The sequence below is a fragment of the Pseudoalteromonas sp. NGC95 genome (genome assembly GCF_015864705.1).
In the GTDB taxonomy this organism is placed as follows: domain Bacteria; phylum Pseudomonadota; class Gammaproteobacteria; order Enterobacterales; family Alteromonadaceae; genus Pseudoalteromonas; species Pseudoalteromonas arctica.
On record NZ_JADYWR010000026.1, the window covers coordinates 14,139 to 37,098 of the forward strand.

Here is a 22,960-nt window from a genome sequence, read left to right on the forward strand (position 1 = left end):
ATGAACAAATTAACGGTACTTTCTTTGGCAGTAATGGTCGCGCTAGCAGGTTGCTCGAGTGACGATAACAAAAATGAAAACAATATTATCGCAGTAGATAACGCTATTGCAGTGGGCTCTGAGCAGTGTATTAATGGCGGTGTAGAGACGCAAGTAGGCGCAGATACCAATAATAACGACGTGCTAGACAGCGACGAAGTTAACTCAACTAATTTAGTGTGTAATGCACCTGCAACGTCGTTAACAAGCGAGCAGTTAGCCTCGCTCACTAGTAATACTTGGTTTAGTGAAGCACAAACAAAATTAGGTGCTGCACAAACAGCCAGTAGCAACATTGTTACTGAATCAGGCAAAGCTAAAAACGTAATTTTATTTGTGGGCGATGGTATGGGTATTTCTACCATAACCGCAGCACGTATTTTAGCGGGTCAGTTAGAGGGCGAAATGGGTGAAGAACACCAGTTAAGCTTTGAAACTATGCCTTTTTCGGGCTTTGTAAAAACATACAACGTAGATGCGCAAACGCCAGATTCGGCAGGCACTATGACCGCAATGGCATCGGGTGTTAAAACCGATGCGGGCGTTATTGGTATTGATGAAGCGGTTGAGCGTGGTAATTGTGCATCAGGCAAAGGGCACGAACTTGTTACCTCGTTAGAGCTTGCTGAAATTGCAGGCAAAGCAACAGGGATTATTTCTACAGCGCGTATTACTCACGCAACACCCGCTGCAACGTATGCTAAATCGGCAGAGCGTAACTGGGAAGATATCTCCGATATGCCAGAAAGTGCGGCAACGTGTGAAGACATTGCATCGCAACTGGTTAACTTTGAAGCCAACCTAGAAGCACGCTTTAGTGGTGTTGATGTAGACGGTATTGACGTAGTAATGGGCGGCGGTCGTCGTCACTTTTTACCAAAAGATGCCGCGTTTAATTCAGCCGATGCAGTAAGTGCTGTTGAAGGGGATCGTACAGATAACCGCGACTTAACCGCAGAGTGGAAAACGCAATATCCAAATGGCACTTACGTAATGGATCAAACCGGTTTTGATGCAATAAGTGACGACGCCACTAAAGTGTTTGGCTTATTTAACGAATCCCACATGCAGTACGAAGCTGACCGCGCAAACGATGTAGCAGGCGAGCCTTCCCTTTCACAAATGACCGAAAAAGCAATAAACGTACTTGATAACAACGAGCAAGGTTTTTTCTTAACGGTTGAGTCGGGTCGAATTGACCACGCGCATCATGCGGGTAATGCTTATAACGCGTTAAACGACACAATTGAGCTTGCCAAAGCCGTTAAAGTGGCAATGGAAAACACCAACCCAGAAGAAACATTAATAGTTGTAACTGCCGATCACAGCCATGTATTTACCATTGCCGGTTACCCTAAACGCGGTAACCCAATTTTAGGTAAAGTGGTTGCAGTAGGCGCTACTGAGCCAAGCTTAGCTGCCGACGATATGCCTTATACAACGGTTGGTTACACCAATGGTGGTGGCTTTAGAAACCTAGGTAGCGAGACTGATGCCGATGCAGGTTACGCCTTTGCACCGGTTACAGGGCGTGTTGATTTAACAGATGTTGATACAACAACACCTGGTTTTCATCAAGAAGCACTTGTACCAATGGGCTCTGAAACACATGCCGGTGAAGACGTAGGCGTTTATGCAATGGGACCAGGTGCACACTTGGTAACAGGCACAAACGAGCAAAGCTTTTTATTCCATGTAATGGACTTTGCCGCTGACTTTGTAAAAGCAGCAGACGAAAAACTAGCGCAATAAATACCGCCTAGTTATAAATTTAGTTAAATATATCTAAATAAAAAACCCCGCATACTGTGCGGGGTTTTTGTCATTAAACTGACATTTATAATCGTTATGTTATTGCCATAAACTTGAAATATAAATAAGAGATAGCTAAATGAAAAAAGCGTTATTAATAATTGCCACGCTTGTAAGTACAAGTAGCTTTGCCTCGCAATGTGACATTGATGCCAAGCAATTAAAAGCGGATTATAAAATTACCAACAGCCATAAAGCGCAGCAAAGTAGCGAGTCACTTACCCTTTGGCGAAACAATCAGCAAGTAGCGCATCAAAGTGAAGTAATAACCGAGCTTTGGCAGCACTTAGCCAATAATCAAATACGCCCAATACGTTACTTTAATGCCCAGCAACGCGGCATAGAATATCAACCATCTGAAGTACGCGGCGTACAAAATTGGAGTGCTAAAAACCAGCTGGTGGATGCGCACTTAATAGAAAAAATGACGCTTTTAAACACCCAAGGCACAGGCTGCGATGAAGTAAAAAACTACGAACTTACTGAAGGTGACAACCAATTTAAACTCGCTTTATTTACGCAATCAAATTTGGTTAAAAGCTTTAGCGTAACCAATAAAAAAGCCCAAACGAACACCGTGCTTAGCCTTAATAATGTAAACAGTAATAAAGCAGAAATAACCGCGCAGTTTGCCAAATGGGATCGCTTTCAAACCACCGACTACGCCGACATTGGCGATAACGAAAACGACCCGTTTTTAGCTAAAATGATCAACCTTGGTTTTATTGAGCACAGCGCAACAGGTTTTTATAACCAGCAGGGCGAGGCTATTCAAGGCGGGCACCACCACTAGGTTTTAGATGTGTAGCTCATAGCTAAAAAATGACAAAGCTATGAGCTAAAAGTAGGTATTTAATAAGTTAGGTAATGGAAGCTACAACCATCAAAGTCCTATCATCAAGCTACTTTTCTCTTATTTCCCAAGCAGATCATCGTTTGTATAACATTTATAGTTGGTAAAAATTTATACTATTTGTTATTAATAGAAGTTCACACTATCGGGACGTTTTAGTGAAAATAAGGAAATGTCCTTTGGTAGAGCTGTTATATGCACAAGGAGTATTAGCATTGTTTAATAAATTAATTCCAATTTCACTAATCGTTTTATTATCAGCATGTGGTGCAACTCACCCACCCTCATACCAAAAAGACAGAGCACCCGAAAATAGAGATCAATATAGCGGTGCGGAAGGTATGACTCAGTATCAAAAAGACCAAAGTCACCTTATGAGTAAAGAATTATCTGATAAATGCAAAAAAGCTAAAATTGATCTGGTTATCGCAAAAACTAATGAAGACTCTAAAGAAATTCATAAACAAAATTCATTAATTAAGAGTACATGCGTATAACGGTTTTATTCCGAGTAGGGCAAAGTCATTCAAGAAAACTAAGTCTAACAAATAATAGGCGGCTACCTTGTAGCCGCCTATTATTTGGATCTTACCACTAAGAATTCAAACTCAACCGCCTAACACTATTCAAGATGAGCATCATCAGGCTTTTTAGGTTTACTCGCTACTTCTGTTAAGCCGTCTTCGCAATCGCCGCTGTCGCAGGTATTTAAATCGCTTTGTGCTTGTTTATCTTGTTGCAGCACTTGTTTTAAATCTTCCATACGTTGGCGAACTGCTACGCCGTAGCTGGCGTCGTCTCCCCATAATGCAGCAAGTTGCAGTACTGCAGCGCGGTCGTGGTCTCTAAACAGCTTACCAGCACGCTCTGCATCTTGCTTAGTGTTACCTAGTAACTCGAGTGCTTCTACGGCAAGGTTAATAGCCGAGTCGACTGTTTCGCGGTTAAACGCATCTACTTTTAAATTAAGTAACTGATACGCATGGCGGCGGTCGATTGCGCGAGCAACTATTTTAAGCTGCGGGTAGTTTTTATGCGCGAGCTTAATTATCTCAATGGTTTTATCGGGGTTATCAATTGCAATTACTAGCATCTGCGCGGTGTGCGCGCCTGCGGCTTCAAGGAGTTCTTGGCGTGCGGCATCGCCATAAAATACGGTATTGCCAAAACGGCGTAGTAATTCTATTTGGCTAGGGCTGTGGTCAAGTACGGTAATTTCGTAACCTTGCGCGTGCAGTAAACGCCCCATAATTTGACCAAAACGCCCGTAGCCCGCAATAATTACGTGCTTAGCGGTGCTAATTTGCTCTGGCTTATCAAACTCAGGCAGAGCACTGCTGCTGCGTTTTTGTATTTGTTCATAAACCATAAGTAATAACGGCGCTATTAGCATTGATACCGCCACAACTAAGGTAACAAGGCTGGTTTGCTCGGGCGTTAAAATACTTAAGGTGGTGGTTACGCTTAAAAGTACAAAGGCAAATTCACCCCCTTGGGCAAGCGCTAAGGCAAATAATAACTGCTGTTTACTGTTAATTTTAAAGGTAACGGCAAGGGCAAATAAAATGCAGGCTTTAACTACAATAAGTAAAACCACTAAGCCAATAACAGTACTAAACTCGTTAAATAGCAGTTCAAAGTTAATTGATGCGCCAACAGTTATAAAAAACAATCCTAAAAGTAAGCCTTTAAAGGGTTCTATATCGGCTTCTAATTCGTGTCTAAATTCACTCTCGGCAAGTACAACGCCGGCTAAAAAAGTCCCCAGCGCAGGCGATAAACCAATACTTTGCATAACTAGCGCAATAGCGACCACTAAAAAGAGTGCAAAAATAGTAAATATTTCACGCATGTGTGTTTGGGCAATGTATCTAAATAACGGCGCCGATACATATTTACCGCCGGCAATAATAGCGGCAATAACCGCGACCGATACACATACTTGTTGCCATACAGGCCAGCTTGCAATAATCGAATCGCTGATTTCTTTTGTGCTAGTTTGCGGGGCAAATGCAAGCAGTGGTAATAAGGCTAAAATAGGAATAATTGCGATGTCTTGAAACAGCAATACCGAAAAAGCGTTTTGTCCGGCTTCTTGCTTTAGCCAGCCTTTTTCTTCAAGGCTTTGCAGCACAATAGCCGTAGAGGAGAGCGCGAGCATTAAACCAATGGCGAGTGCAGTTTGCCAATGCATGGCAAAAAACCAATAACAAAATGCAAATATAGCCGCTGCCGATAGCACAACCTGTAAGCCACCAAGCCCTAAAATAGAGTGGCGTAATGTCCATAAACGCGAAGGTTGTAGCTCAAGGCCCACTAAAAACAGCATCATTACTACGCCAAACTCAGCGAAGTGCATTACATCGGTTTGATCGCCCACAACACCCAGCGCATAAGGGCCAATGAGTATTCCGGCAATTAAATAACCTAACACAGAGCCAAGTCCGACTCGTTTTGCAATAGGGACAGCTACTATGGCTGCTGCTAAATAAATTAAAGCAATTTCTAACACGCGTTTATCCTAAGTCATTCTATTTATGCTCAAGGTATTTGAGCATAAATAGAATGACTTAGGTTCTTATAAAATACAATAATTCATGTGGCTGAAAATACGTTATTTTTAGCTCATACTGTTAGTCAGCTACTTTTACTGAACCGCTAATATTATCGATACTTACATCGCCCGAGCCCGACTCAGTAATAGTCAGCCCTTTTGCATGGTTAACGCGAATATCACCCGAACCGTCTTCAATTGTTACGCTTGAACCAATATGCTCAATGACCATGTCGCCAGAGTTATCATCCACATTAACAGCACCGCTAATATGGCTTATCACTAAATCACCCGATCCATCTTCAACGTTTAGCGAACCACTTATGTTGCTCACGTGCATTTCGCCAGAACCATCGTCAATAGTTGCATTGCTGCTTACGTTGTTAATGTGAATACTGCCAGAGCCGTCGGTTAATTCTAAATTACCTGCGATGTTTTCAAGGTTTACTTCACCTGAGCCATCGTCAACAGTTAGGTTTTTAGCACCGCTTATAGTTAAATCTCCTGAGCTGTCTTTTACATCAATATTGCTTTGCATAGCATTTATTAAAATGTCGCCAGAGCCATCATCAATATCTAAATTTAGATTACTTGGCACAGTAACCACTAAATCAATATGTGGAGACTGACCATTGTAAAAGCTAATACCATTACGGCTTTTATTTTGGGCAACAAGTTTTGCCTGTTTACCGTTTTGCTCGAGCGTTAGCTCGTATTCGTCTTCAATATCGGCTGTGTAAATGGTGGCGTTAACACTAATGCTGGTGGCTGTTTTTGAGCCTTTTATTTCAAGGCTACCTGCACCGCTTAACAAATTTAAATACTCAAGATTTTTGCTCGGTAATGACAGTTGCTTGGTTTGTTTTACAGAGGCCACGCTTGGCGATATATGAAATACACAGCCACTTAATAATAAAATTCCGCCAATAAGCGAAAGTGGTTTTGTAATGTTAGATACAGTTGATGAGCTCATGTTTAGTCCTTTGGTATTTATTGTTTGTATTTATATAAACAATATAAAGCAAAAATGAGACCAATTATAAGTTGTTATTTTTATTAATGTAGGGTGTGTTTATGAAAAGCAGATTTACTAATAAGTGGCTAAATACACTAAGAAGTAATTAAAAAAAGATGCGCATGGCATCAATGAGAGTAGGCTTGAGTTGCTTGTGCAAGTGAACCAGCAAGCTGTTACAATTGATTTTTTAACCAGAAAAGGCAGGTGTTGAATTTGATAAATCCATTATAAGTAAACTCTGTCAGCTGCTTACCCTGAGTATGGAATTTTGAATGCCCTCCAATTCAAATTGCAACATTAGTAGTATTTCTTTAATCCTGTTTGCATTAGCTGGAGGGTTTTATGCACTAATTAGGCGTAACTAGTAAAACCAATGCTGCTTTATTGCTGCTCGCTATGGTTAATAGCAACTATATAATTCTGCCCAGCCTTTTAGCTTCTATATTTGCGTGTGCTCTAAACAAAAACACATCTAAAAATAATTCTTCTGACACGCTGCAATGCTAAAGTTGTATGCTATATTTAATATGTAGCAATAAAGTGCTTTAGGTGATCATTTTCTTCTACAATATTTTTTTTGCTAAAAAGTAATGGATTATTTTTATGGCTAAAGCCAAGAAAACCTCTGCTCGTTTCATAAAATCCATTCTGTAGCGTAATTTTTAATATTTGATAAATTCAACTATACATCTGCTGAAGCACTCTTTTCGCTTTTTAGTGGTATAGCAACAATTGTTTCAGATTAGTTTGTTCTTAAGTTATTAATAAATAAGGTTTTTAAAATGATACAACAACTTAAAGGTAAGCTCACCGACATAACTGAAAGTCATAGGCAAGTAACGGATAAAACTACTTTAAATGTCTATGATTACTTGGAAATTGACGGTGTTAAATATGGCAACATGCAAGTGCCCGACGTTATAAATAGGCATCTTGTGCATGGAATTGGTGAAGAGTTTACGTTTGATTACATAGAATTAAAAGAGCGCTCAACATTAAAAAGAACCATCTTAGGTATCACCACTGAAGCGGGAAAATTTGACCATATTTCTGACGTAGAGATCAAACCTGCGTTAACGGCCATGAAGGTAGTGTTTACTATGCAGCTAATATCTTTTTCATTACTTTGGATAATCGTTGGAGGGGTAGGTTCACTTATTACGTACTTTATGACTAAAAGCGAGGATGCCGGTTACCTTCTTTTTATCGGTGGGTTTATAGGCATAACTACTCTGGCAATCAGATCTAACAATAAGAGATTAGCTCCGTTGCACAAGGTGCTTGAGTATGTCAAAGAGCGAAAACAAATAATTTAGCTTCAGAAACGCACAAAAATACAGCCCTGAAAAGGGCTTTTAAATCTCTTCTTCTTGCCTTTATAAAGTCTCTTGTTCGATGTTAATATAAGCTCACTTTCGTATAAGTCATAGTGAAACAGTGCCTAACGCAATGTAAGGTTATGAATTTAAATTATTTTCAATTTATTGTTAAATGTAATTGCTGGGTTTGCCCTTGTGCACCATTGAAATTTAATAGTGCAAAAAAACACCTTGCGGCATGGTTTTTAACCCTTTCTAGGTTTATAGCCTGAATATCGGTATGTGAGATAATTTAAAAATAGATAGTTCAGATGGAGTAGAGCATGCTAGTTTTTTTAATATCTTCAATTTATTTAATAGGCCACTTTTGTTGTGATTCAATAAAGCCGCTCACCTTAAGTGAACGGCATTAATGCGCATGGCATCCTTTTTAAGTGTTTGCTTTTAGGTTAATTATTAAAAGCTGTAAGTAATGTTACCGTATAGGAAACGCCCGTCTAATCCGTACGGCGCATACGGCGTGTACGGGAATATTTGGCCAAAGTCAGAGTAACCAATGTTATCCACGGTGGCTTGTGGGTACTGATCGAACAAGTTGTTTGCACCAACGGCAAATTTCCAATATTCGTCTGGACGGTATGCCACTTCTAGGTCGGTGATCCACTTAGGGTCTAAGTATTCATCGCGATCGGCTGTTGTTGATATATCAGCGACTTCACCATAACGTGTGGCACGAAGCGTTGTTTGCCATTCGTTAAAGTTCCACACTGCAGATAGGTTCCATTTGCTATCTGGCGTGCCTTCTTCAAAGCGACCTACTTCACGACGCGCAAACACTACGTAGTCGTCACCTAGTGAGTTAAGCTGTGCTGGGTTGTCGTTTACGTGCGTTACTTCGGTATCGTTAAAGTTAGCGGCTACGTTTAGGCGTAAATCACCTAAGTTGTCTAAATCTAGGTTATAAGTGGCAACTATATCTACACCTTGCGTGCGTGAGTCGATAGCATTGGTAAAGTAACGTACGCTTTCGGTATTTAGCTCACCGGCATTTTGTAGTATTTCAACAACTGCATCGCCTTCTAAGTTTTCAGACAATACAATACGGTCATCAATATCAATACGGTACGCATCAACAGTTAAGCTAAAGCTGCCTTGAGTGTAAATAAAGCCTGCTGTAACGTTTACTGACTCTTCAGCATCTAATGGCTGAGCACCTAGTGCTTGTGCTGCTGCAGAATCGGTTGGGAATAGACCAACTTCAAATGGTTGGTTGTTTTCAAGTACGGTTGATATTTGGCGGTACGAGCTTTGCGCTAAAGATGGCGCACGGAAACCTGTGCTAATTGCACCGCGCAGCGATAGGTTTTCAGTAATGCTGTAACGCGAAGCAAGCTTAGAAGTAAATGTGTCACCAAAGTCGCTGTAATCTTCATAACGACCCGCTAAAACTACGTTCCATTTTTCTGTTAAGTAGGTATCAAACTCAACAAATAAAGCGATGTTATGACGGCTTTCGTCAGTCGCACTTTCTGGTCCAAAACCAGCAAGTACTTGCGCGCCACCGGCTGCAATTGGGTTACCATCGCTATCAAGTGCGGTGATGTAAGACGCTTCTTCGCCTTCTTCTATTTTGTAGCTTTCGTGGCGATATTCAGTACCTACGGTAAAAAATACGTCATCAGGTAAGCCTAAATCGAGAGTGGTATTGGCTGTTGCGTTTACTAAAAACTGATCGTAAACCAATGCACCGTTGTCAAATTCGGTTGGGCTGTCGGCACCTAGTGATGTATTAATGCTATTTACAACACCGAAACCAAAGTCGTTGCGGCCGTAGTTGGTACTTACATCCCATGTCCAGTCGTTAGTTTCGCCTTGTAAGCCCAGTGCAAATGAGTAGTCTTGTACGTCTGTTTCAATTTGCGGCAAAAAGCCATCTGGGTACACTTCTAAAACGTTACGGCTGTCTTTTGCTCGGCGGTAAAAACCACCTGAATTACCTTCACGCTTTGAGTAGCTACCAAATGAATAAAGGTTTAAGCCGTTATCTAAATCGTAACCCATGTTGTAAAACAACGCGTAATCTTCAAGGTCTGCTTTACCAAAGCGGTGGTTGTAACGATCGATAGTAAATTCACGTGGGTCTAGGCTGCCATCATCAAGGCGACTGTATTGTTCGCGTGGGTCAAAGCCTGAGCGTTGCGTTGAGTCGTTATCACGGTATTCAATTGATACGTTTACAAAGCCGTTATCAGATAACGCAAAACCAGAGTTTGCACTAACAGTGCGTGTTGCACCGTCGTTTACTTCTCTGTCGCCACCGGTATTAAAGGCTAAGTCGCCGTTTGCGTCTGCATAGGTGCTGTCTAGCTGAGATACACCAGACATTTGAGTGTCGTATTTACCGTACGTTACGCTAACGCTACCGCCTTCTGAGGCATCTTTAAGTACAATGTTAATTACCCCAGCAATTGCATCAGAGCCGTACTGTGCGGCTGCACCGTCACGTAGTACTTCAACACGTTTAATTGCAGAGGTTGGAATCATGTTCAAATCAACAGCTGTAGAGCCTCGGCCAACAACGCCCGCTAAGTTTAATAGTGCACCAGCGTGGCGGCGCTTACCGTTTATAAGTACTAATGTGTGATCGGGTGCTAATCCACGTAAAACAGCTGGTTTTGCATGGTCAGTACCATCACCCATAGTGGCACTTGGGTAGTTAAAGCTAGGTACTTGGTTTGCTAGTATTTGGCTTATTTCTAGCTGACCCGTACTTTGCATATCACCGCTGGTAATAATGTCTACGGGTACCGTACTTTCGGCAATACTGCGTAAGCTTCTGCGAGTACCGGTAACCGAAATTACTTCGATATTCTTTTCTGCTTGATTATCTTGCTCTGCGGCAACGGCCATAGAGTAAGGTGTGCTAAGTGCAGTGGTAACGGCCAAGCTAAGTGCTAGTTTATTTGCAGATAAACGCTTAAAAGTCATTAATTGTTCCCCAAGAGCTGCTAGTCGAAAAGGAGCGCATCATATAGAAGCGACTACCCTAGTGCAAAGATAAAAACTATCTAAGATATTCTAAGTTGTTAACACATAAGGTCACTGTTTACGCGCGATATAGGCGTTTGGATCGTTGTAGTTGCAATCTTGTGTCGAATGGTTGCGAATTCAAGGGAATTTTAGATAAAAGTTAGTAAGACGTAAAAAGGCCAAGCAAATGCTTGGCCTTTCAATTTTTTAAATTTAGTGATTTAAATTATTCAGGGGCAACTTCAAGCGTTGTAAATAATGCATAACGTCCTGCATCTACGCCTTCTTCATTTACGGTAACCTTGTTAGAAGTTTCGATTAGGTATAGGCCTGGTTCTTTCCACGTAATTGTAAACATACCTTCTTTATCGGTCGTTACTTTTAATTCGCCACGGTCGTTACGGTAGCGTGTGTCGCCTTTTAAAATACTTACTTCAATGCCTTCACCAGCAGATTTACCATCTTGTAAAAGCTGAAACTTAGCGCTTTCGCCTACAAATAAATCGTTTGGATGCGTTGGGCCACTAAGCTCTAAGCCTAAACCTAGCAGGGCAGGCTTTGAGGTGCCATTTCGGCTTACAAATGTATCTACTGTTGAAACAACCTTCGTTGTAGTTACATCTTTTGCATTGCTAGGTAACTCGGCGTCTGTTTTTTTACCAAATACGCGTTTGCGCTTACCTTCTTCGTTTTTATAGAAGGTCATGTACATTGGCTTTTGGGTCATTGCAATGTGATAAGTGCCTTGCTCTGTTAAGCTTACCGCAGCTGAGCTTTTACGTTTTAAGTAATAAGCACGGATGGTTTCAGATACTGGCTCACCATTAGGCGCAAGTGCCATTAATAATGTGTCGTCGTACTCGGCGCCTTTTTCTTTAGGTTTAAAGGCTTTGTCTGGTGCAAAAATTTCGTTTGAAATACTTGCGTCAATCATTACGTAATGCGCTTTATCGCCTGATAAAGATGTATGCGAAGGTAGTAACCAACGTCCGTGTGCATTTGCTGAAGTTGACACTAAAGCAGATAAGCTCAATGCGCCGATTAATGCAGTTTTTAATAAATTAATTTTCATTATTTTTCCTTTGCTTAAATTCTAGTAATAAATAGGTGCTACTTAGTGCTTACAGTGACGAAACTTTGTGAAAACTCGTTTTTACCATCAATTGTAATTTTTCCCGACTTTGTTAAATCGAGCTCAACGCGGGTGTAATCTCTGCCGCCTTCTTCGCGTACAACTTCAATATTTAGTAAGTATTTACCTGGTTTTACTGGGTTACCGTCTAAATCGTTACCTTGCCAATTTATAGTGTAAGTACCCGCGCGTTTTGTTGCGCCGCTAATGCCGTCAAAGTTGGCATCGCTTTTACCGGCTTTACGCCACCATTGGCGTAAGTCTTTAAACCATTCTGCTTTTTGTACCCAAAGTGCAAGCGTTGTAACGTGTTTGCGCTCTGGTGTTTCAAGCCAAACTGCAACGTATGGACGGTGATACGGTTGTACTTCTAAGTCGGGAAGCGTTAATTCAACCTCTAGCTGTGGTGTTTGCGCATGCGCCGTTGTTTGAAAAAACACAGCTACGAGCAGTAATGCGGCGCTTATAAATAATTTAAATTTAACCATTAAGACACTCCTTTTATTTGTGGAACCCAACATAAATAAATAACCAGTGGAGTTGCGACTCCTAGTATGGTTATCCATATTCCTGCTAAGCGTTTTTTTCTGTTTTGAAACAAAATAATCATGCCGGTGATGGCAAATAAAATCATTAGTACGGCAGATATATCAATTACCCAACTCCATACTTCACCGCTGTGGCGGCCTTTATGTAAGTCGCCAATAAGGCTTAAAAAACCACCTGTTTGGTAATCAAGATTTAGCTCGCCAGTTGTAAAATCAAGCTCTGCGTAGGCAAACCCTGCAGGCAGTGGGTAGTCGAGCATGACGAGCGCGTCTTCTTTTTCCCACTCAATGCTTTTTACTTTTGTAAGTGCATATTGCTCGGCTAAGTAAGCTTCTATTTCTGGGTAAAGCGTTGGCAGCGTACTTAACTGCTTATTTGCTTTAGTAACTAGCTCTACTGGAATTGTTGCAGTTACTTGACCGTTATTTTTATCATTTTTAAGCCAATCAACGTGATTAAGCACAATGCCGCTAACGCAAAATAAAATAAGCAAAAAAAACAAAGCTGTAGAAATATAAATATGTAGAGCACGACTTGTGCTATACAAAGCCCGCTTGTTAATAAACGACATAAAAACAGTAAATAAATTAAATTTACAACATGATAATGATTTGCATTAGCTATTACAAATTTACTTACTTATCTTTACATAAAAACTTTAAAACAAAGGTGGTATGCAGGTAAAAAATGAATATTTAATGCTTAGGAGAGCTGGAGGGTCTTAAAATAAGGTAAATCATTACCGATACTTCTATTACTGCAACGAGATAAATAACCCAAATAGGGGCGGCTGAGTACAGTAAAAATATAAATCCAATTAACATGCCAATGGCGGCGTAGCATTTGGCTTTAACAGGTACTACTTTATGAGCTTGCCACTGCTGCAGAGTTACACCGTAACGAGGGTGGTTTAACAGCCATTGTTCAAGCGCGGGTGATGAGCGAGTAAAGCAGGTGAGCGCTAAAATAAAAAATATAGTGGTAGGCATGACCGGTAACACAATGCCAATAATACCCAAGGCTACAAGTATTAAGCCAAGCGCTTTAAACCATAAGTTTTTATAACAAATAAACACTGCTTTTATATTCACTTAGGCTCTTTTTAGGCGTGTTATGGTATCTCTAATTGTAGGCTAAATAGCTATTAATTCGAAGCTTAAAATCAATAAAAAAGGGCAAACTAAGTTTGCCCTTTTAAAAATAAATGCGGTTAACAGTTTAGAAGTAGTAACCAATATTTATGTTGAAGCGACGTTCTGTATCGCCATCACCAATAATTGTTCCGCCAATAAATGGCTGGTTACGTGCTTGAATAAAGTCGAAGTAACTAAAGAAACCACCTGCAGCAACACTCATACCTGTTACGTTCATCCATGTATCTGCGCTGTCGTCAGACTTGTCATAAATAATGCCGTAATCGTTGTAAAATTGAATGTCGGTAACTGGGCCCCAATCAAGCGAGTAATTATAAGCAACGTTAAAGTTATTCATAGTTGCTTCGCTAGATACGGTATCGTAATAATTATATGCGCCAACAACAAAGCGGTCGTTACTGTCGTCTAGGTCGTAGTCGTATTCACCGTGTTGAAATTGGATATTCCAGTTGTTAATTGTGCTATCAACATGAAGTGCCCATGCACCGTAGTTACCTGCACGGTCGTTACCGTCATGTAAGCCACCACTTAATAGTGATACACCCACATCGGTAGTTACGTTTTTGCTGTGCTCAATTTGATAAGTTGCACGCCCTGCAAAGGTATTGTATTCACCTATGCGAGAGCCTGGAGCATCGTATGTACCTTCCTCTGCTGAACGACTACCAATAATGTCGTAAGAGTAACGATGGTTAATATCTGTTGAACTTTCTACTCCGCCACGTTCGTCATTTTTGAAAAAGCCTAGGTCTAGTTTCCAGTTATCTTTAAGTTTACGTTTTACTACTACACCTAAGTCAAAATCGTCTTCTAGACCTACGTAATAATTAGTACTGAAAAAGTAGCTGTGTGAGTTGTATGGGCCATTACCAAAAGGCACGGGTGCAATACCTGCTTGTCCTTCCCAGCCATCTGCAAACTCGTAACCTAAGTAAGCATACTTAACAACGGTCATGTAATCGTAAAAACGTATTTCGCCGTTAAGTGAAATATCGTTAATCTCACCAGATACATTTATACGGAAAATATCAAAATCAAAATCGCCACCGCGATCTTGGGTATCTTCATCGTATGTGTTGGTGCTGTAATTAAAGCGTATTGCTCCACCAACTTTAATGCCTTCATCTTTTTTCTCAGGTTCAGCTGCGGCAACTTCAACTACTTTTTGATCAGATTTTTTACTGATGTTTGCAACTTGTTGTTCGTGCTGCTTATTAATTTGCTGTTGTTTTGTTTTTTCATCAGCTAACTTATTTTCAAGCAATTGCATTTGTTGCTTTAGCTGTTTAAGTTGGCTTTGTAGTGTGTCTAGATCATCAGACGCATAAGAAGTGCTTGTAACACCACCTAGGACTAGTGCTAGTGTTAATTTTGAGAGTTTAGTCATAATAGCCGCTCTGCTTGTGATTAAAAAATAAAAAATTCAAGACGTCAAAAAACGCCTTACGTTTAGAGTAAGTACAAAACTATGTATTTTTTTTATTGTTTATTCTTTAGGAGCTTGAGTAAGTGCACCAACTTCTAGAAGGGGCGATGCATCTAATTTATCTGCATCCATCATCGCGGCTACACGCTGCATTGATGAGAGTAAAAGGCTCTGTTCCCACTCAGCAAGCGCAGAAAACTTTTCAATAAAGTGTTCTTGCAGTGGCTGAGGTGCTTTATCAAGTAACTCTTTTCCTTTATCGGTGAGGTATAAGCTCACTCTGCGTTTATCCATTTGACTGCGTACGCGTGTTACTAAGTTTCTGCTTTCTATTCTGTCGAGAATATTGGTGACCGTTGCTGGGCTTAAATTTACGTTTTGAGCAATACGGCTCGCCGTTATTCCATCGGTTTTTTTAACTTCTTGCATTATAAGCAATTGTGGGCCAGTTAAACCCGAAGTTTTATTTAGCTGCTTAGAATGTAAGTCAATCGCGCGGATCACTTTACGTAAAGAAACCAATAACTCGTCATATTTTTGCATTTGCTTATCTCATCGATGGGGCGGTAGTTTGCCGTAATCGCGAAATGTTACACATCAAATAAATTGAATTCAAACAATATATTGCACATTAGGCCGCTTTTGTTGGTTTTTAATAGTTAGAGCAGTAACTAATGTAAAATTATATTGTTTAAATTATAGTAAATTTTCTTAGCATCTTGTGTGCATTAAGTTGCGCACAGTACGTATGTTGTGAATAATTGGCAAGTCTTATTGTATAGACTTTAGTATTATTCATTTACAGCTGTTAGTACAAAGTAATTGTTTGTGAGTTTACTGTACATGTATTAATCGGCAATGAACAAATTCAGCAATCAATATTTAATATCAATAGCGTATACTTTAAGCATGCATTATTGTTTCTGCACAAATATTAAAAATCTTTAGTATCAGTATTATAGGGGAAGGTATGAAATTATCGCCATCAGTTAGCATTGAGCAAAGCGAAACCGGTCTTGAGTTTATTAAAATAGCTAGCTCAAAGTGCGATGCAAAAATATTTTTGCAAGGTGGGCAAATTACCGAGTTTATCCCTAAAAATAACAAGCCACTTATATGGGTATCACAAGACGAAACTTATCAAGAAGGGGCAAGTATTCGAGGTGGTATTCCTATTTGTTGGCCGTGGTTTGGTACACACGCTAATGATGGCTGGCCTGCCCATGGTTTTGCGCGCACAAGTGTGTGGCAAGCTGATGAAGTACACGAATCTGATGAGCAAATTACAGTTAGTTTAAAGCTACCCATGAAGCTTGTTAATACGACGTATTGGCCACATCAGTCAGCATTAAAAGTTGAGTTTGTATTAAGCGATAAATTACAGGTTCGCTTAACGACCGCTAACTTAGGGAGTGCGCCATTTAGCTTTACTCAAGCGCTACATACCTATTTTCCTACATCAGACATTACAAATACCCATGTAGATGGTTTGCAAGGCGCGCAATATATTGAGTTTAGTGAAGGGCCATTTGTACAAAATGATGTTGTAAGCTTTAATCGCGAAACCGATATGGTTTATACACAAGCAAGTACAGTGCAAACCATTAATACGCCAGAAGGTGTTATTAATGTGAGCCGCGAAAACTCAAGTTCGTGTGTACTGTGGAACCCATGGATAGAAAAATCAAAACGCTTATCTAACTTTGCTGACGATGAGTATAAAACAATGCTCTGCTTAGAGGCTGCTAATGTACTGACAGATAAAGTAACGCTTGAGCCAAAACAAAGCCACACCTTAATAACCACCATTAGTTGGTAAGCTAGCCATAATTAAAAGCAGAAATAGGGACAAATAGTGTTTAACAATCAACAAATAATGGATTTACCAAAGCATAGTGATATTAGCTTTAAGCCATTGGCTGATAAAGCCTTATTACATACACAGCTTAGCTCGCTTCTGTTTTATATACCGCTAATTGGAGCGCTTATTGCTGTTTGTTATTTTAATGAAGCCTTTGCTAATAATGCACAAACGTATTTGCTAATTGGTATGCCTATTTTGGTGGCCGTATCTATGGCGTACAACATGATAAGTGTGAGGTTACGAGGTTTTGCAGTGCGAAATCATGACATTGCTTTTAAAAAAGGCGTTATTTGGCAACAAGTGACGGTATTACCTTTAGCGCGTGTACAGCATATGGAAATACACCAAGGGCCAATAGAGCGAAAGCTTAGCCTTGCGAGTATTAAATTATTTAGCGCTGGCGGTGTAAGTGCCGATTTACAAATTAGTGGGCTAACCCATGATGATTGTAAAAATATGCGCCAATTTGTACAAAACTACCGCCAAGACGACGCAACTACTCAGGCAGCTTTAGTCGATGAGTAATGCAACTATCGAAGATAAAGCGAGCCCTATTTACTGGCAAAAAGTATCGCCCTGGGCGCTTTTATACTTTGTTGTGCACTTTAGTGTGCGCTTTGTAAAAGATGGCCTTTTAAACTTACTGCCTATGCTTGTCGTGTTTGTTACTCAAGTAGAAAATAAGTTGTTTTGGGCGCAGGTTGCAGGTGGGATTGCGCTAATTTCGTTGCTTATTTACTCATTTTTATATTATTTAAATTTTAAGTTTTGTATTAGTAGCGACAACGAAATATTGCTTAACAAAGGTGTATTTAAAAAAGAGCGACTTACGCTTAAATTTGGCCGTGTGCAAAACGTTAATATTGCCGAGCCATTTTATTTTACCCCTGTAAACTTAGTTAATTGTATTTTTGATGCTGCTGGCAGTGTGTCACAAGAAGTTGTCTTACCTGGCGTCACTAAAGATTACGCACAGCAAATGCGTAAACAAATATTTGATTTTAAAGCGCAGCAACAGCAAGAAGCACCAAATACTGAACAAAGCGAAACAGACACTATCGAAAACAGCCTAAGCATTAGCAATAAAGAAATAGCCAAATTTGGTTTGATGTCGAATATGGCTATTTTAGCAATCGCTGCTTTGGCCCCTTTTATAAACCTGATTGTTGATTTTTTAGAGAAGCAAATTATTGCGAAAGTAGAAGGCTTTTACCAACAAGAGCTTGGTATGCTGGCCAGCGCTGCTACTTTTGCGATGATCACCTTAATTGTTTTGTTAGTTTTGGTGGCTGTAATGCTATCGGTGACTATGTCGCTTATTCGTTTTTATAACTTTGAGCTTTATTTTAAAGGTCAAAAATTTAAACGTATTGCTGGCTTATTAGAGCGTCATCAGCTTTCGATGAGCATGGATAAAGTGCAATCTATTGTTATTAAGCAAAACCTAATGGGGCGATTACTAAAGCGATTTACCGTTGAGTGCTTGCAAGCAAGTAGCGGCGGAATAGCAGCCGGTGTTGCGGCTAAAAAAAATAAACAAACCTTAGTATTACCTGTATTAAATAGCGAACAAGTTGATAGTGTATGCCAATGGATTTACCCGTGGTTTAATAGTAAAAAACTCGCTTTTAAGCGCGCAGAGCGAGCGCTTTTGTATAAAAATTTAGGCTTTTATTCATTGTTACCCAGTGCATTAGTGTTTGGCTTTTGTTTTATTGCTGATATTAATACTTTGATTAGCCTTGGTGTTTTGGTGGTGTTTTCTGGCTTGGTAACTTTATCGTATCAGCGTTATGGTTATTACATGCATGAGGATAATGGCCGATTTTATATGGTTGTACGCAAAGGTATGATTGGCGTTCATTACCGTGTTTTTGAGCTTTATAAAGCGCAAAGTGCACGCAGTATAAGTACATACTTAATGAGAAAATCAGGCTTAAAAAGCCTGTATATACAACTTGCTTCAGGGTTTGCATTTATGCCCTACATAAAGCAGCAAGATGCTGACTTTATTATTGATTTTACAATTAAGCAGATTGAGTCAGATACTCGCAGCTGGATGTAAACTCCCCTAGTAAAACATGTGTAAATACACATTTGCACATGCTTTATTACACTTTCTTACTGCCCATGAAAGACATTTAATAATACCCTAGATGGTATTAAGGAATTCTTTTAGGGACGCTCATGAAAAAAACACTTATCGCATCAGCTTTATTACTAGCAGCACCAAGCTTTGCAGCCGATTGGCAAACTATTCATACCGAACACTTTAATATTCACTACAGTATTGAGCATGCTGATTTTGCTAAATCAACTGCAACAGAGCTTGAAATAGTTCGCACCAAAGTGCTTGAGCAGCAAAACAGAGCACTTGATAAAACAGTTGATGTAGTGGTGTTTGATCCCCTAAATGCAGCAAACGGCTTTGCGCTACCTACCTCAAGTAACCCTGTAATGGCACTTTTTACAACCCCACCACAATCCGACACAGTTATATCAAACAGCTCTGGCTGGCAGCAGTTACTTGTACTGCATGAATATATTCACTTAGTGCACTTAGCACAGCCTACACGCAATCACTGGCAGCAGAAAGTACGTGGTATATGGGATTTATACGACTTAACCTACAGTGATACGCCGCGCTGGGTAGCCGAAGGTTATGCCACATTGATTGAGTCTAAAATGACGGGTCGTGGACGTTTATTTGATAACTACTCAGAGTCAATACTGCGAGAATTTGCTCAACAGGGCGCACTGCCAACCTATGGGCAGTTAAATGGCGAGCAGGGCTTTATGGGCGGCTCAATGGCGTATTTAATGGGTAGTCGCTTTTTAAATTGGTTAGAGAAAAACTATTCAGAACAAACACTCGATAGTGTTTGGACGCGAATGCAAGGCGTAAAAACGCGGAATTTTGATGAGGCATTTAGCGGTGTGTTTGGGCAAAGTGCAGCCAAGCTATATCGCCGATTTATAGCTGAATATACCTATAAAGCAATGCAAATAGAGCAAGGGGAGCCGTTACTTAATAGTGAACTTTGGCTTGAGCTTAACTTATATGCAAGTAACCCAGTACTTTCAAAAGATGGTAGTAAAATTGCGATTGTTGAGCGAGATAAAGAGAGTAATACCAAGCTTATAATTTATAGCACTGATGACAACATTAAAGCGCAAGAAGAGTTTACTAAAGCGCAAAAAGAGCTACTCGAAAACGATGCACAAGATATTCCCGATACAGCGCCCAGTGTGTTTAAGCGCGAACAAAAACAGGTGCTTAATCAAATTAACCGAGCCGGTATTGCAAATCCTCAATGGGTAAATAACACAACGTTATATTTCAATGCGTACAGCAATGAAGAGTCGGGTATTTATAACAAAGTGTCTGACATATTTAGCTATAACACTGACACTGGAAATATTACACAACTTACCGAACTTGCTGGTATACGACGATTTAGCGTAACCAGTAACGGCGAAACCTTGTATGGCGAGCAAATAAGAGATGGCTACTCTGAATTAGTAAAGGTTGACCTCAATACGCAAACCATCACACCATTATTTACAAAAAGCCTTGAGACAACTTACGATTACCCAATACTCAGTCCTGATGAAACTAAATTAGCTTATTTATCAACGTCATTAAATGAAAATTGGCAATTGTATATACAAGGTATAAGCGGCGAACAACAGCTATCAGTACCTATGCCAAACGGGTATCAATATTTAAGTCAGCCAAGCTTTAGTCTTAATGGCGAGTCAATTTACTTTGTTGCAGGCTTAAATAGCGCCACCGATATTTATAACTACAACTTAGAGAGTAAAACACTCACCAAGTTAACCCAAGGGCAAGAGGCCGTTGCCCACCCAATTGAAATGGCTGATGGCTCGTTACTCTATTTTTCGATAACTGCAGATGGGCCAAATGTAAAAACACTGCCAAAAGCTATAAAAAGCACTGTAGTTACTGAGTTTGCAGCTAACAAAAAAGCACCGCTGCTAATAGTAAACGAACATACACTTCCAAAAGCTAAAATATATAAGCACGAAACTACAGAGCAAACAAATTACAACGTGCTCGACCAGCACGCTACTTTCGCGATTGGCTCTCAATATTATTCGGCTTCTACCAGTTTGTTAGATTTAAGCATTAAAAGTAGCGACTTATTAAAGCAGCTCGACTTACAAGCGGGTTATAGCACTGATTTACACGATGGGGCATTGCACGGTGGTTATGTGCAGGCAAAATATAATGCGCTTGATGTAAAACTGAAACTTGCACTGTTTGACTACAATTTAGATACATCGCGCCAGTATCAGCAAAGTCTAAGTGCAGACATGGATGCCCGTGGTGGTTTTGCCGCAATAAGTTATCCCGTTAAATTTGGACAGTTAAGTTTAACGCCAGAGCTTGCCTACAATTACACTGATTATAAGCAAAGCCATAAAAATTGGACGCGTTTAGGCGTTGCTCAAAATTGGCAATATGATCGTCAAGATTTTGCTATAGGCCAAAGTATTTATGCGAGTTGGTACGATGGCAGTGGCAAAAGTAATAATTGGCAAGGTTATGATTTAGCCGCCAAAATTTTTGGTAAAGCTTTTGGTATTCCTCTTTATGCAAACTTTTCTCAAAAGCAACGTGACGACAGGAGCCTTGCATTAGGTGGCTTTAGCTCAAATCTTATTAATCAGCAGCAAAATAGTGAATATGTACTTTCATCTGAGCTGCCTTTTTACAGTGCAACTGCAAAGCGCTATCAAGGCTACGGTGGCGGCTTTAGCTTTAAAGAAGGCATGCCGTGGCTTTATTATAAGCAACATCAACTCGACGATACCGTATACGCACAAAGCTACGGCTTAAAATACCAAGGTGACTTTAGTTTTGGAATGGGGCCAGCAGGTGTAAACGATTTAACGTTTAATATGGGACTGTCGCGAGTAGAAGGCGACAGTTTTGAAGATGAAATGCGAGCGTGGCTGAGCTTTTATTATTCGTTATAAATATTAATTGGCTAAGTTACTTATCCATCTGCAAGGATAGTAACTTAGCTTGATATACATCGAGTTTTTGATTATCACGTTCTAGTTCAATTGCTTTCTCAAGTAAGGTTTGTGTTTGTTTAATATTACCTTGTTGATAGCGAACTTTTGCGAGTTCCAAGTATAGCTCAGCAATGTAAGGCGCTTTAGTAATCGCTTGTTCAAGGTGTGCTTTAGCCTGATGAGCGTGGCCAGCTTGTAAGTTGTTTTTAGCGATCACTAGTAATTCGTATGGGTCTTTTTCTTTATTAACTAATTGTGAGGTGAGCTCTTTAACAAGCTCTTTGTCGCCTAACTTTTTAGCTAAAAGCTGATAGTTGCTGATTAAATTAATGCTTATTTTGTTATTACTAAGTGCTGCTTGATAGATGTTTTTAGCGCTTTGTAAATCACCAGCTCGGCGATGTAAAATGCCAGCTATATTAAATAATTCAGGATCATTGGGGGTGTATTTGTTTGCTTGTAAAATAAGTGAGTAAGCAATATCCAGCTGTTTGTCTGCTAGCGCTGTTGCAGCTAAATTACTGTAAAACTTAGAAACTAAATCGTTATAGTCTGCGCTGCTTGAATAAAAACTGCGACGGGTAGGGAAGTAATCAATTAAGGTGCCCGCTCTGAAAAATTCAACAATATTATCATCTTTTTTCTCTACTTTTGGGGCGTATACTCTTGTTCTAAAGTGGCTTGCTACATAAACAACATTATTTTCTTTTGCGTATACAGGCTGACTTGTTACTTCTTGAAAGCTCGTTTCTAACCCAAGAGCTTGTGCATAGCTTTGTGTTAAAACAGCTAAGCTAATGCAGTTGCCTTGCGAAAGTTTTAAGGCTTGGGCTGAAGTAAGTGTATCGCCGTGGTATTTAAAGTTAGCTAAGTTGCTTTCGAGGTAGTTGTAAATAATGCGGTCATGACGGATTTCAGACTGTTTTTGTTTTTCGGCATAAGCTAAAAATTTTTCTTTTTCAGCATTTGGCAGCTCGAAAATACTGTACTCAGAAGGTGTGTCTAGTTTATTAAACAAAGAATGGTTTAATAGTTGTTCAAGCTCTATTTGTTGTTCTACTTGCTGAACCTTAGTTGTGTTACATCCAACTAAATATAAAAAGGTAATACAAACTGCTATTTTATAAAACATCATAAACCCACTCCATTGTTAAATTTTACATT

General features: G+C 39.9%; 18 protein-coding genes. 8 read left to right on the forward strand and 10 right to left on the reverse strand.

Going from position 1 to position 22,960, the window contains the following annotated elements; all coding sequences use genetic code 11:
• The 3 genes from I6E70_RS17910 to I6E70_RS17920 all read left to right on the forward strand — a co-directional run bounded on the left by I6E70_RS17910 (nt 1) and on the right by I6E70_RS17920 (nt 3,201).
• On the forward strand, nt 1–1,791 hold the full coding sequence (locus tag I6E70_RS17910) for an alkaline phosphatase (RefSeq protein ID WP_197189313.1): 1,791 nt from the start codon (nt 1–3) through the stop codon (nt 1,789–1,791).
• Between the two features lie 139 nt (nt 1,792–1,930).
• Nucleotides 1,931–2,644 carry a hypothetical protein gene (locus I6E70_RS17915; RefSeq protein WP_197189314.1) on the forward strand — a complete coding sequence of 238 codons (714 nt, stop codon included), beginning with the start codon at nt 1,931–1,933 and terminating at the stop codon, nt 2,642–2,644.
• Between the two features lie 275 nt (nt 2,645–2,919).
• Nucleotides 2,920–3,201: a hypothetical protein gene (locus I6E70_RS17920; RefSeq protein WP_033026271.1), complete on the forward strand. Its 282-nt coding sequence runs from the start codon at nt 2,920–2,922 to the stop codon at nt 3,199–3,201.
• Between the two features lie 125 nt (nt 3,202–3,326).
• Here the strand turns inward: I6E70_RS17920 and I6E70_RS17925 are convergent, their stop codons facing one another.
• Both I6E70_RS17925 and I6E70_RS17930 read right to left on the reverse strand, forming a co-directional pair.
• Nucleotides 3,327–5,216, reverse strand: a complete 1,890-nt coding sequence (locus tag I6E70_RS17925) for a monovalent cation:proton antiporter-2 (CPA2) family protein (RefSeq protein ID WP_010554522.1) — start codon at nt 5,214–5,216, stop codon at nt 3,327–3,329.
• 121 nt (nt 5,217–5,337) lie between these two features.
• Nucleotides 5,338–6,231: a hypothetical protein gene (locus tag I6E70_RS17930; protein WP_197189315.1), complete on the reverse strand. Its 894-nt coding sequence runs from the start codon at nt 6,229–6,231 to the stop codon at nt 5,338–5,340.
• Between the two features lie 827 nt (nt 6,232–7,058).
• Here I6E70_RS17930 and I6E70_RS17935 point away from each other — a divergent pair.
• A complete protein-coding gene (locus I6E70_RS17935) occupies nt 7,059–7,592 on the forward strand; it encodes a hypothetical protein (protein WP_197103151.1) in 534 nt (177 codons plus the stop codon).
• Between the two features lie 459 nt (nt 7,593–8,051).
• On the opposite strand, the gene I6E70_RS17940 is transcribed toward I6E70_RS17935, so the two are convergent.
• From I6E70_RS17940 to I6E70_RS17970, 7 genes are all read right to left on the reverse strand, one after another.
• Nucleotides 8,052–10,583: a TonB-dependent receptor plug domain-containing protein gene (locus I6E70_RS17940; protein WP_197189316.1), complete on the reverse strand. Its 2,532-nt coding sequence runs from the start codon at nt 10,581–10,583 to the stop codon at nt 8,052–8,054.
• Between the two features lie 268 nt (nt 10,584–10,851).
• Nucleotides 10,852–11,697 (reverse strand): DUF4198 domain-containing protein, encoded by an 846-nt coding sequence (locus I6E70_RS17945; protein WP_197189317.1) that lies wholly within the window; start codon nt 11,695–11,697, stop codon nt 10,852–10,854.
• Between the two features lie 38 nt (nt 11,698–11,735).
• The gene (locus I6E70_RS17950) at nt 11,736–12,245 is read right to left on the reverse strand and encodes a DUF2271 domain-containing protein (RefSeq protein WP_197189318.1); all 510 of its coding nucleotides are present in this window, start codon (nt 12,243–12,245) and stop codon (nt 11,736–11,738) included.
• The gene (locus tag I6E70_RS17955; RefSeq protein WP_197189319.1) at nt 12,245–12,877 is read right to left on the reverse strand and encodes a PepSY-associated TM helix domain-containing protein; all 633 of its coding nucleotides are present in this window, start codon (nt 12,875–12,877) and stop codon (nt 12,245–12,247) included. Before I6E70_RS17955 ends, I6E70_RS17950 begins: the two co-directional genes overlap by 1 nt.
• A 124-nt stretch (nt 12,878–13,001) precedes the next feature.
• Nucleotides 13,002–13,397, reverse strand: a complete 396-nt coding sequence (locus tag I6E70_RS17960; RefSeq protein WP_197189320.1) for a YbaN family protein — start codon at nt 13,395–13,397, stop codon at nt 13,002–13,004.
• A gap of 127 nt (nt 13,398–13,524) precedes the next feature.
• Complete coding sequence (locus tag I6E70_RS17965; RefSeq protein WP_197189321.1) at nt 13,525–14,847, reverse strand: carbohydrate porin; 1,323 nt, start codon at nt 14,845–14,847, stop codon at nt 13,525–13,527.
• A 99-nt stretch (nt 14,848–14,946) separates the two neighbouring features.
• Entirely contained in the window at nt 14,947–15,429 is a 483-nt protein-coding gene (locus tag I6E70_RS17970; RefSeq protein WP_007580457.1) for a MarR family winged helix-turn-helix transcriptional regulator, read from the reverse strand.
• Between the two features lie 427 nt (nt 15,430–15,856).
• On the opposite strand from I6E70_RS17970, the gene I6E70_RS17975 reads away from it, so the two are divergent.
• The 4 genes from I6E70_RS17975 (at nt 15,857) to I6E70_RS17990 (ending at nt 21,754) form a co-directional block, all read left to right on the forward strand.
• Nucleotides 15,857–16,705 (forward strand): D-hexose-6-phosphate mutarotase, encoded by an 849-nt coding sequence (locus I6E70_RS17975; RefSeq protein ID WP_007580460.1) that lies wholly within the window; start codon nt 15,857–15,859, stop codon nt 16,703–16,705.
• 36 nt (nt 16,706–16,741) lie between these two features.
• Entirely contained in the window at nt 16,742–17,275 is a 534-nt protein-coding gene (locus I6E70_RS17980) for a PH domain-containing protein (protein WP_101163834.1), read from the forward strand.
• On the forward strand, nt 17,268–18,815 hold the full coding sequence (locus I6E70_RS17985) for a PH domain-containing protein (RefSeq protein WP_197189322.1): 1,548 nt from the start codon (nt 17,268–17,270) through the stop codon (nt 18,813–18,815). The genes I6E70_RS17980 and I6E70_RS17985 overlap by 8 nt, the downstream gene beginning before the upstream one ends.
• 122 nt (nt 18,816–18,937) lie before the next feature.
• Nucleotides 18,938–21,754, forward strand: coding sequence for a TolB family protein (locus tag I6E70_RS17990; RefSeq protein ID WP_197189323.1), 2,817 nt, complete (start codon nt 18,938–18,940; stop codon nt 21,752–21,754).
• Between the two features lie 16 nt (nt 21,755–21,770).
• Here I6E70_RS17990 and I6E70_RS17995 read toward each other — a convergent pair whose 3' ends face one another.
• Nucleotides 21,771–22,931: a tetratricopeptide repeat protein gene (locus tag I6E70_RS17995; protein WP_197189324.1), complete on the reverse strand. Its 1,161-nt coding sequence runs from the start codon at nt 22,929–22,931 to the stop codon at nt 21,771–21,773.
• Nucleotides 22,932–22,960: the final 29 nt, after the last annotated feature.